We start from the raw sequence: 9,830 nt of genomic DNA on the forward strand, positions 1-9,830 counted from the left end.
CTTAGGTGGGCATTTCGGAGTCGGGCAGATGCGATAGGCACTCGGTTTCGATGCGGGTTAGCTCTTGCAAGGTTTGCGCCAGATCTTCCTGTTGCTGGCGTAGCACCTTGACCTTTGCTTGTACCTTGTCCAATAGGTAGCGCAACTGGCTGGCGTGGGCGGGGTCGCATTCGGCGTGGTAGAGGGCGAGAAATTCGCCGATGTCTTCCAGCGAAAAGCCGAGGCGTTTGCCGCGCAGGATGAGAATCAACCGCGCTTTGTCCTGATAGTTGTAGACGCGGTTTGCACCGACCCGCTGGGGCTGGAGTAGCCCTTTGTCTTCGTAAAACCGGATCGTGCGGGTGGTGACGCCACATTCATCTGCCAGTTCGGAGATGCTCCACAGTTTCTGCTCCATAATCACTCCTTTGGATGAATACTAGAACTGCTTAACGTTAACGTCAAATGCCTGACGTTTTGTGGTGTTAACGGGCAGATGGACGCAGCATTTGGATGTGGGGGATGCCTTCTTCGAGGTATTCGTCGCCGATGATGGTGAAGCCGAGGTTTTCGTAAAAGGACTGAAGGTAGGCTTGGGCGCTGATGCGGATGGACTGGCCGGGGTAGATGTCGGCGATGGTGTCGATGGCGACTTGCATGATGCGCGTGCCGAGTCCAGTGCGGCGGTAGGCTTGGGTGGTCAGGACTCTGCCGATGGCGGGTTCGGGGTACTTTTCGCCGGGGTCGATGATGCGCAGGTAAGCGGCGACTTTGCCATCATGCAGAGCAGTCAGGTGCCAGGAATGGGTGTCGTGTTCGTCAGCATCTGGGCAGCAGATGTGTTGCTCGGCGATGAAGACGGTTTGGCGGGCGAGTGTGATGGCGTGGAGTTCGAGGCTGGAAAGGGTTTCCAGTCGGCTCCAGTGGAAGTTGATGTTGTTCATTTGAGTATCCGCTATCAACGTTTAATTTCTGCCAAGACCCGCCCGGCATTCGTGTAATCATGCGCAACTCGCCGAATCTTCCCATCCCGTTGCAAAAACAGCGACGGAAAACTGTTCCCGCCAATTCTCCGCGCCAGCGCCATCTCTGCCAGCAATGCTTGTTGGGTGGTTTCCGCATTCAGGTTACGGGCGAAAGCCGCCACATCCAACCCAATTTGCTGCGCCAGTGCGCACAAGGTGTCGGTGTTGGACGGATTCTGTGCGTGCCGGTAGTAAGCATCCTGAATTGCGTGGATCATGGCGATTTCGCCATCCTGCCCCTGTTTACGTGCCAACAGCACTGCACGGCAAGCCGGGTAAGTAGAGCGGCGCGGTTGGCATTGTTCCCAAAAAGCGAAGTTGAACACCGTGCCGGGAACACTCTGGATGATTTTGTGCCATTGGCTTTGCACATAGGCGCGGGTTTCCGGCGGCATTGACTGGTCAGAATCAGGTGCAAGTCCGCCGAGCACGTATTGCACGCGGATAGTGGCAGGCAATTGCTGCTGGATTTGCATCCACATCGGGCGGAAGGCATAACACCAACTGCACATGGGGTCGTGAACGTAATAGAGGATGGTTTCGGGTGACATACTACAAACCTGCTGGGCAATTTTCCTTTATACTATTTTTCCAAGAATAATGTTTTTAGGGAGAACCATGCGTGAGTGCACTTTACCCACCCATTCGTGACAATGGAAATTTCTATCTGCGCGTCGATGATGTACATGAGCTTTATGTGGAAGAGTGCGGCGTGCCGGATGGCTTGCCCGTAGTGTTTCTGCATGGCGGCCCCGGTTCGGGGTGTGAGCCGTGGCATCGGCAATTTTTTGACCCTAACCGTTACCGCATTATCTTGTTTGACCAGCGCGGTTGTGGGCGTTCGCGGCCTCATGCCTCGTTAGAGCGTAATACGACGTGGGATTTGGTGGCGGATATGGAGCTGATCCGCGAACATCTAGGCATTGATCAGTGGGTGTTGTTTGGGGGGTCGTGGGGTTCGACGCTGGCACTGGCGTATGCGGAAACCCATCCAGAAAGGGTTGCTGGGATGATTTTGCGCGGTATTTTTCTGTGCCGCCAGCAGGATATTGATTGGTTTTACCAGTTGGGGCAGGGCATTGAGCGGATTTACCCTGATTACTGGCAGGATTACCTTGCGCCGATTCCCGAAGCAGAGCGCGGCGATATGGTGAAGGCGTATTACCAGCGCTTGATTGGTGAAAACGAGATTGCGCGGATGCAGGCGGCGAAAGCCTGGTCAACGTGGGAAGCACGTTGCGCTAATTTGCAACAAAAGGAAGCGGTGCTGTCGCATTTTACTGACCCGTACACGGCGATGAGTGTGGCGCGTATTGAGGCGCACTATTTCATCAATAAGGGCTTTTTGGCGCCTGACCAGCTTTTGAAAAATGCGGCGCGGATTGCGCATTTGCCGGGCAGCATTATCCACGGGCGTTACGACATGATTTGCCCACTGGAACAGGCCGTGGCTTTGCATGAGGTGTGGCCGAATGCGGATTTCCACATTATTCCTGACAGCGGTCATGCGGCGAGTGAGGCGGGCATCCAGCAAGCCTTGGTGCAGGCTACTGATGCTTTGGTGGAACATCTGGAATGATTGGGCTGATCCAGCGCGTTTCCCGCGCACAGGTGGATATTGAGGGCGTGACCGTTGCTGAGATTGGGCGGGGTATTGCGCTGTTGTTGGGGGTGGAAAAGGCTGATACGCCTGCAACGGCTGAGCGTTTGCTGGAGCGAGTGCTGGGCTACCGTATTTTCCCCGATGCGCAGGGCAAGATGAATTTGTCGTTACGGGAAGTGGCGGGCGGTTTGTTGATTGTGCCGCAATTTACCTTGCCTGCGGATACTCGCAAGGGGATGCGCCCGAGTTTTACCCCCGCCGCTCCGCCGGATCAGGGACGCTATCTATTTGAATATTTTACAGATAAGGCGAGATTGCAGCTTGAGAGCGTGCAAACTGGGGTATTCTCCGCCGATATGCAGGTCTCCTTGACAAACGACGGACCAGTAACATTCTGGTTGCAGGTGTGATAGGGGCTGCTATTATTACAGTTGATCGGGTCATCCTGTTGCTACATCCTGACAATCAGGTAAGGTATACGGATGTATGTTAAAAAGTGTCAATGCTTTATGGAAATTGTCTGGAGCGGCATGTAATGTCTTCTGAAATGTCTTCTACTATCAAACGGATGGAAGGGCAGCCGGTGTTGTTTGCAGCACGGCCCACCCGTTTGTCATTACAACAACTGAACTTTGGTGAAGACCACTATCGGGCGGTCACGGTAAATGTTTGGCGCAACCATGCGCTGGAGTCTATCGTTAGTTTGGCGAACCCGTATTTTGCGTTTGGGCGTTGGCAAGTGGCCTTCAATTTTGGGGATTACGATGATTCCCTGATGTTTGCTGGGCACGCCCCGGCTGATATTGAACTATTATGGTTAGATAGCAGCCGCTATCTGGAAAATACGGATTTTGCGTCGTGGAGCGAATGGCTGCTGACCCGTTTGGGTGTACTGCGTTCGACATCGACCGCGCCGATTATTGTGGCCACTTGGTTGCAAAATCCCGAGCAGCGCCAGCAGATGCAGGCATTGGTTGATACCTTGCCGGACATTTACTTCGCTGATATAGGCAGTGTTTGCCGTGAAGCCGGGGTTGAATTGCTGGATATGCGGATTGCAGTTGCGACCGGTTCGCCAGTCAGCAATGCTGCCCAGGCAGTATTGGCACGCAAGCTGGCTTGCCATTGGCTTCCGGCAGCAATTTCCCCGCCGATTAAAGCCTTGGCGCTAGATCTGGATAATACCTTGCACAAAGGGATTCTGGGTGAAGATGGGGTTCAGGGTGTGGAACTGACCCCACAGCACATTGCTTTGCAAGCCTCCATTAAAGCTTTGCAGCAGAAAGGTATCTTTCTGGCGCTGGTATCACGCAATGAGCGGGTCGACGTGGAGGAACTGTTTGCCAAACGTGATGATTTCCCGCTTAAATGGGATGATTTTGCGGCAACAGAAGTGTCATGGGGCGACAAAGCCAGTGCGATTGCCCGGGTGGCGCAAGCTTTGCGGATTGCCCCGGATGCGGTGCTGTTCGTGGATGATAATCTCGGTGAGTTGGTGGCGGTGACCAGTCAGTTGCCTACCGTTCACGCGATTCATGCCCACGACAATGCCGAGCTGACCCAGCGGGCGATGGAATATTACCCCGGTTTGTGGCGCTGGAAAGTCACCGCCGATGATGTGAAGCGTAATCAGGACATGAAGGCGAATGCCTTGCGTGAGTCCTTGCTCACTGAAGTGACTGACCCGGAAGAATATTTACGTAACCTGCAAGTGTCGTTGACCTTCAATCATTCCCCACAGGAATATTTGTCGCGTCTGGCTGATTTGTGCAAAAAGACTAATCAGTTTAATCTGGCGATGCGGCGATTTAGCCTGTCGGAAATCACCGAGCGTCACCAGAGTGATAATTCTTGTGTCGCTTGCGTGCAATTGAAAGACCGCCTGTCAGATAGTGGTATTATCGCTGTCATGGTTGCCGAACGTCACGGTGATTTGCTGGTTATTGAGGAACTGTGCATCAGTTGCCGCGCATTAGGGCGTCAATTGGAAGACACGTTGGTGTTATGGACTATCCGCCAGATGCCACAATTCCAGACCTGTCAGCAGGTTGCTTTCCGTGTCCAGCATGGCCCACGTAACCAGCCAGCCATTGCATGGTTGGCCGAGCATCTAGAAATGGCACCTGATGCCGTTCAAGAAGGGCTGAACGGTATCCCGAAACACAAACTTGAACAGTTTACGCCTGTACAAAGCGTCAAATTAACCGAGGAATAACAAAATATGGATGCAGATAAAGTTAAGGCTACCTTACAGGCAGCTATTGTTGCTGTATTGGGCAAGCCTTTACCCAGTGGTGAAGAGGCATGGCTGACAATGAATGGCCGCCGCGACTGGGATTCCCTCAAGCAGGTCGAAATCCTGTTGATGCTGGAAGAGGAGTTTGGTATCCGTTATACCGAAGAAGAATTCGCGCAATTGGATACGGCGGCTGACATCGTGGCATTGACCGTGTGTAAATGTAACGAGGATTCTTCAGCCCCTAACCCTGACGATGACTTATTTAGTTATTATTAAAACCCAGTGCACTGTATGAATTACCTAAGGGGCAAGCATGGCTCGTTTTGATGAAATACTGGTTGGGCAAGTGGCCGAACTGGAACACGTCGTCACCGAAAAAGATTTGGAACGCTTTGTTGAGTTGAGCGGCGATGATAACCGCCTGCACGTGGATGCTGATTATGCAGCTCGCACCAGCTTCAAGAAGCCGGTGGCGCATGGCATGTTAGGGGTGTCATTCATCTCGACCATTATTGGGACACGTTTGCCGGGTGACGGGGCGCTGTGGTTCTCCCAGAGCCTTGAGTTTTTGCTGCCCGTTAGGGTCGGTGACACCTTGTTGGTACGTGCCGAAGTGCTGAGCAAGGCGGATCGTACTCAGGTTATTGAACTGCAAACCGATATTTTCAATCAGAACCGCCAGAAAGTGACCACGGGTATCGCCAAGGTCAAAGTGGTGGAGTTTGAAGAGGATGTGTCGATTGAGCCAGAACCACCGCGCCCGGTTGCTTTGGTGGTGGGTGGCTCAGGTGGCATGGGCAGTGCGGTATGCCGTAGCCTTGCAGCCGCCGGGTTTGATGTGGCCGTACATGGCTTTACCCAAATGGATAAAGCTGCTGCCATTGCGCGTGAAGTCGAAACGGCAGGGCAAAAAACGGTAATCGTGAGTGCGGATATTCGTGACGAGGCCGCTGTTGCCAATATGGTGCATCACGTCAAGCGTCACTTGGGTAATATTACGGTGCTGGTGAATTGCACGACAGCTTCCATGGCACCTATCCGCTGGACGGATGTGTTGTGGAAAGATTTTGACGCGCATTTGCAAACGGCATTGCAAGGGGCTTTCCATTTGGTGCGTCATGTCACGCCACAAATGGAAGCGGTGGGTTACGGTAAAATCATCCATATCAGTGCGCAAATGTTGGATACCCCGATGGGGAATCAGTTGCCGTTTATTACCGCGAAAGCCGCTTTGGAAGGTTTTAGCCATGCGTTGGCGATTGAATTGGCTTCCAGTGGTATCCGCGTGAATATGGTTGCCCCCGGCATGACTGATACCGCGCAAATGTCAGAAGTGCCTGAGCGTATTCGCTTGATGGCTGCTGCACGTGTGCCGTTACGCCGTTTGGCTAAACCGGATGATATTGCCGGAGTCGTTACCTTCCTCGCTTCGCGCCAATCAGATTACCTGACGGGCGAAACTATCCGCGTTAACGGCGGACAGGTTATGTCCTGATTTTTAGTAAAGGATTTCTCATGTTTAAGTCCATCGTACTGTTTTTTGATAACGTACTTAGAAGTCTCATCCGCAATTTGGGCGGTTCAGTCGGGCGTTCATTACGCTACATGTATTACAGCCGCCGCTTGGGTGGTTGCGGTAAAAACGTCATTATTGATGAAGGCGTTATTATTCAAGGTTCGCGTGATATTTACTTGGGCGATGATGTGTGGATTGACCGTTATTGCATCTTGATGGCCGGTAAAGTTCCGTTGGAAGAGGGCGCAAAAGTGCTGACTAACCCGAATTATCAGCACGACATCGGTGAATTGCATATCGGCAATAATGTCCACATTACCCCGTATTCCTTGATTCAGGCGCATGGTGGTGTCCAGATCGGTAATGATTGTGGCACGGGTTCTGGTGCAAAAATTTACTCACTGACTAATTTGCCGACGGATTCTGGGAAGCCTGATCGTCGCGTTTGTTATAGTTGGGGTGGGGAATTGGCGCAACTGTCCGCACCGATTGTGATTGGTAATAACGTTGGGATCGGTCTGGGTGCAGTGATTTTGCCTGCGGTGACCATCGAAAACGAATGTTTTGTGGCACCTTATTCCATTGTGATGAGCCCTATTAAAGAAAATAGTTTTGTTTCCGGGAATCCTGCTCGTAAGGTTAAAGAGCGTTTCCCTGTGGCGGAGGCTGAAGCCGTCAAAGCAGAATAAATAGTTTGAGAACTGGAGGATTGTTATGAATGTTACCCGATTGATGAATATTGCAGTATTAGCTGCTGGTTTGAGCATTTCTAGCGCCGCTTTTGCGGCTGATGAAGCGAAACCTGTTGGCATTACCGCCGAAAAAATGAGCATTACCGTCAAGCATGGTGGTGCTGATGTTGAAATCAAGCGTAATCAAGATAACAAGGCGGTCGTGTCGGAAGATTTTGCGAAGACTTCGCGCCCTTGCCCGCCATTCTGTATCCAACCGGATAAGGTCGCTGAGGGTGTTGATACCATTGCCGAACTGGGTATGCTGGATTATCTGGAAAAAATGAATGGTGGTGATAACAGCATTCTGGTGATCGACTCCCGTACCGCTGACTGGGTGGAAAAAGGTACCATTCCCAGTGCAGTGAATATTTCGTGGGAAAGCTTAGCTCCCGACCGGGGTGCAACCACTGATGGCATCATCAAAGTGCTGACCGAGGAGTTCGGCGTCAAACTGGCGGATGGTGCTGATGCCATGTCGGTTGACGAAGCTGTTACGACAGGTGGCGATGCCGTTAGCAAGGTGTTTGATTATTCCGGTGCAAAAACACTGGTCATGTTCTGTAACGGTATGTGGTGTGGTCAGTCACCGACCAACATCAAGACACTGCTGAAGTTCGGCTACCCGGCTGACAAGATCAAGTGGTACCGTGGCGGGATGCAAGATTGGGAAATTCTCGGTCTGACAACGGCTAAACCAGCGGCTGTCAAGGCAGAAGAAAAGAAGTAATGCCATTGTTGGAGTATGCAGGAAAGGCCAGTTGATCTGGCCTTTTTTGTGTGCGCGATTAACGTTCCTGTACCAATACCCACGGTGCAACCACGACTGCCCACAGGTTATCGGGTTGTTGGGCTGCCCATTGTAGGGCGGTATCGTCATTTAGCTGGCCTACCTGTTGGCTATCCAGCCAGTTTTTTAGTCGTGCGGCCTCGTCTTCGGCGATGCAGGCTGCAACGTCGATCAAATCCAGTTCCGGGGCAACTTGTATGACCCTGCCACCCGCGAAATACCGTTCCAATTCAAGCCAAGTAATGCGGGCTGTTTCCAAATTTAAGCGGTCACGTAGGGGCAGTAGTTCTTCCATTGTTAATCTATTCCTTATGTTAGGCTTTGGGCAAATCGAAGATTGGCTTCTAGCCGTGATTTTTCTTCAGCAGGTGTTTTGGGGGAGTTTAAGAGACGTTTCATCATTTTAGCAGCTTCTTTATGTTTGTTGGTATATGCAGCACAGATAGAAAGTTCGTCAGTAAATCGCCATTCGTAAATGGATTTTTCTACAAATAAGATGTCATTTGGTAAGGATGTGTCTTTAGCTGGCCAGCCTAACTGTAAACCTAGGTGATAATGCCCGTTGATTCGACATATTTTGATCGCCTCATGAAGTGCTTCGAGACGTTGCGGACGATAGGTGTGGGCAATGAGAAAGGCGTTGATAACGTCTAGGTGATCGTGCCCTAACAAGTAACGGTTTTTAGCGACTTCTAATAGGGAGTAATAGACTTCTTCCGGCCAGCCTCCCATGTCAGCCCGCTTTTGGTATTGTAAGCTAGCTTGTTCAAAGTTATGGTCATCTCGGTAGCTTTGAGCGAGATAAAATTGGTAGCGGGTATTATCAGGTTCTTCACGAAGTGCTTCTTCGAGTACCTTAATATCGTTTTTATATTTGTTTGGATTTTGGCTGCGCGCACCTTCTGTCGTGGATTGTATGACGTAATCCCCGGATAGATTTGTACGGCTATAGGTTGTTGGGGTGCTTAGGTATTCGTGTAGGACACCATGCCATTTCCAAGGTAAGCTGGCACGAATGAGTCTTTCGTTGTAATACTCGATGCCGTTACGTTGCATTTTTAGGCCGTAGCTGTCAGCAGTCAGTTTGTGAAAACGAAATTCCTCAGATTTTGATAAGTAGTCATCCGCATCCATGATTAGGATATAGCCGTCACGGCCTAAGGCCTGTTCGAGTGCTAGATTGCGATTGTGAGCAAAATTCTTCCATTCATTTTCGATGAGTAATCCGGGAATATTGTGCTGTTTGAAGTAGTCAGTGATGATTTGTTGTGTGCCGTCTGTTGAGCCGGTATCGCTGATTACCCAGTAATCTATAAGATCTTTAATACTGTCTAGACAGCGGGTAATGATTTCACTTTCATTTTTGACAATCATGCTTAGGCAGATGCTTGGTTTTCTTGCATTCATTATTTGGAATCCTCCTATTGTCAAAGAAAAGCCCACCTAGGGCGGGCTTTTCTGTTAGGTGAAAAGTGGTGATCTCTTAGAAGAACCACCACTTGTTATCCGTAGATAACGTTAGGCTTAGGAAACCTTACCGGTTAGATCCATGCCTTTCTTCAGGTCGGCTTCAAAGGTGAACTTGCCGTCAGCGCCTTGGGTGCTCAACTTGAAGACTTTGCCGTCGCCGTCATTGTCTGCAAAGTTGCCATACCAGCCGTTGTAAGTACCGGAACCGCCAGTGGCAGTCAGTGTACCGTCAGCTTGCTTTTGAACACCAGTCAATGTCATGTCACCTTTAGATGTCCACAGTGTTGCTGTAGTGCCACCATTCCATGTGAGTTTCACATCAGAATTGCAGCCATCCGTGGTTTTACCAGTATGCATCCCTGGAGTGATCATTACAGGCATTGTACCGCCAGTTGCACCAGTTGCACCAGTTGCACCAGTTGCACCAGTTGCACCAGTTGCACCAGTTGCACCAGTTGCACCAGTTGCACCAGTTGC

The 9,830-nt window shown here is 50.9% G+C and carries 13 protein-coding genes; 7 read left to right on the forward strand and 6 right to left on the reverse strand.

The window, feature by feature from the left end:
* Position 1 precedes the first annotated feature (1 nt).
* From Q394_RS20295 to Q394_RS0112870, 3 genes are all read right to left on the reverse strand, one after another.
* On the reverse strand, positions 2–397 hold the full coding sequence (locus tag Q394_RS20295) for a MerR family transcriptional regulator (protein WP_038141501.1): 396 nt from the start codon (positions 395–397) through the stop codon (positions 2–4).
* A 67-nt stretch (positions 398–464) separates the two neighbouring features.
* Positions 465–923 (reverse strand): GNAT family N-acetyltransferase, encoded by a 459-nt coding sequence (locus Q394_RS0112865; RefSeq protein ID WP_038141503.1) that lies wholly within the window; start codon positions 921–923, stop codon positions 465–467.
* 14 nt (positions 924–937) lie between these two features.
* On the reverse strand, positions 938–1,555 hold the full coding sequence (locus Q394_RS0112870) for a DsbA family protein (RefSeq protein WP_028489635.1): 618 nt from the start codon (positions 1,553–1,555) through the stop codon (positions 938–940).
* 71 nt (positions 1,556–1,626) lie between these two features.
* On the opposite strand from Q394_RS0112870, the gene pip reads away from it, so the two are divergent.
* The 7 genes from pip (at position 1,627) to Q394_RS0112905 (ending at position 7,823) form a co-directional block, all read left to right on the forward strand.
* Positions 1,627–2,583 (forward strand): prolyl aminopeptidase, encoded by a 957-nt coding sequence (pip, locus tag Q394_RS0112875; RefSeq protein WP_028489636.1) that lies wholly within the window; start codon positions 1,627–1,629, stop codon positions 2,581–2,583.
* Positions 2,580–3,017 (forward strand): D-aminoacyl-tRNA deacylase, encoded by a 438-nt coding sequence (gene dtd, locus Q394_RS0112880; protein ID WP_028489637.1) that lies wholly within the window; start codon positions 2,580–2,582, stop codon positions 3,015–3,017. Before pip ends, dtd begins: the two co-directional genes overlap by 4 nt.
* Positions 3,018–3,142: 125 nt before the next feature.
* Complete coding sequence (locus Q394_RS0112885) at positions 3,143–4,822, forward strand: HAD-IIIC family phosphatase (RefSeq protein ID WP_156946868.1); 1,680 nt, start codon at positions 3,143–3,145, stop codon at positions 4,820–4,822.
* A 6-nt stretch (positions 4,823–4,828) separates the two neighbouring features.
* Positions 4,829–5,122 carry an acyl carrier protein gene (locus Q394_RS20300; protein ID WP_038141505.1) on the forward strand — a complete coding sequence of 98 codons (294 nt, stop codon included), beginning with the start codon at positions 4,829–4,831 and terminating at the stop codon, positions 5,120–5,122.
* A gap of 37 nt (positions 5,123–5,159) precedes the next feature.
* Positions 5,160–6,341 (forward strand): SDR family oxidoreductase, encoded by a 1,182-nt coding sequence (locus Q394_RS0112895; protein WP_028489639.1) that lies wholly within the window; start codon positions 5,160–5,162, stop codon positions 6,339–6,341.
* 20 nt (positions 6,342–6,361) lie between these two features.
* Positions 6,362–7,051 (forward strand): acyltransferase, encoded by a 690-nt coding sequence (locus Q394_RS0112900; protein ID WP_028489640.1) that lies wholly within the window; start codon positions 6,362–6,364, stop codon positions 7,049–7,051.
* A 25-nt stretch (positions 7,052–7,076) separates the two neighbouring features.
* Positions 7,077–7,823, forward strand: a complete 747-nt coding sequence (locus Q394_RS0112905) for a rhodanese-like domain-containing protein (protein ID WP_028489641.1) — start codon at positions 7,077–7,079, stop codon at positions 7,821–7,823.
* Positions 7,824–7,881: 58 nt separating this feature from the next.
* Here the strand turns inward: Q394_RS0112905 and Q394_RS0112910 are convergent, their stop codons facing one another.
* The 3 genes from Q394_RS0112910 to Q394_RS0112920 all read right to left on the reverse strand — a co-directional run bounded on the left by Q394_RS0112910 (position 7,882) and on the right by Q394_RS0112920 (position 9,734).
* A complete protein-coding gene (locus Q394_RS0112910; protein ID WP_028489642.1) occupies positions 7,882–8,178 on the reverse strand; it encodes a DUF2288 domain-containing protein in 297 nt (98 codons plus the stop codon).
* A 14-nt stretch (positions 8,179–8,192) separates the two neighbouring features.
* The gene (locus Q394_RS0112915) at positions 8,193–9,290 is read right to left on the reverse strand and encodes a glycosyltransferase (RefSeq protein ID WP_038141506.1); all 1,098 of its coding nucleotides are present in this window, start codon (positions 9,288–9,290) and stop codon (positions 8,193–8,195) included.
* Between the two features lie 117 nt (positions 9,291–9,407).
* Positions 9,408–9,734 carry a hypothetical protein gene (locus Q394_RS0112920; RefSeq protein WP_169735898.1) on the reverse strand — a complete coding sequence of 109 codons (327 nt, stop codon included), beginning with the start codon at positions 9,732–9,734 and terminating at the stop codon, positions 9,408–9,410.
* Positions 9,735–9,830: the final 96 nt, after the last annotated feature.

The organism is Thiothrix lacustris DSM 21227 (assembly GCF_000621325.1).
Lineage (GTDB): Bacteria > Pseudomonadota > Gammaproteobacteria > Thiotrichales > Thiotrichaceae > Thiothrix > Thiothrix lacustris.

Coding starts and splice junctions, on each gene's coding strand:
- Q394_RS20295 (WP_038141501.1), bottom strand. CDS start 397: ATGGAGCAGAAACTGTGGAGCATCTCCGAACTGGCAGATGAATGTGGC.
- Q394_RS0112865 (WP_038141503.1), bottom strand. CDS start 923: ATGAACAACATCAACTTCCACTGGAGCCGACTGGAAACCCTTTCCAGC.
- Q394_RS0112870 (WP_028489635.1), bottom strand. CDS start 1,555: ATGTCACCCGAAACCATCCTCTATTACGTTCACGACCCCATGTGCAGT.
- dtd (WP_028489637.1), top strand. CDS start 2,580: ATGATTGGGCTGATCCAGCGCGTTTCCCGCGCACAGGTGGATATTGAG.
- Q394_RS0112885 (WP_156946868.1), top strand. CDS start 3,143: ATGTCTTCTGAAATGTCTTCTACTATCAAACGGATGGAAGGGCAGCCG.
- Q394_RS20300 (WP_038141505.1), top strand. CDS start 4,829: ATGGATGCAGATAAAGTTAAGGCTACCTTACAGGCAGCTATTGTTGCT.
- Q394_RS0112895 (WP_028489639.1), top strand. CDS start 5,160: ATGGCTCGTTTTGATGAAATACTGGTTGGGCAAGTGGCCGAACTGGAA.
- Q394_RS0112900 (WP_028489640.1), top strand. CDS start 6,362: ATGTTTAAGTCCATCGTACTGTTTTTTGATAACGTACTTAGAAGTCTC.
- Q394_RS0112905 (WP_028489641.1), top strand. CDS start 7,077: ATGAATGTTACCCGATTGATGAATATTGCAGTATTAGCTGCTGGTTTG.
- Q394_RS0112910 (WP_028489642.1), bottom strand. CDS start 8,178: ATGGAAGAACTACTGCCCCTACGTGACCGCTTAAATTTGGAAACAGCC.
- Q394_RS0112915 (WP_038141506.1), bottom strand. CDS start 9,290: ATGAATGCAAGAAAACCAAGCATCTGCCTAAGCATGATTGTCAAAAAT.
- Q394_RS0112920 (WP_169735898.1), bottom strand. CDS start 9,734: ATGCCTGTAATGATCACTCCAGGGATGCATACTGGTAAAACCACGGAT.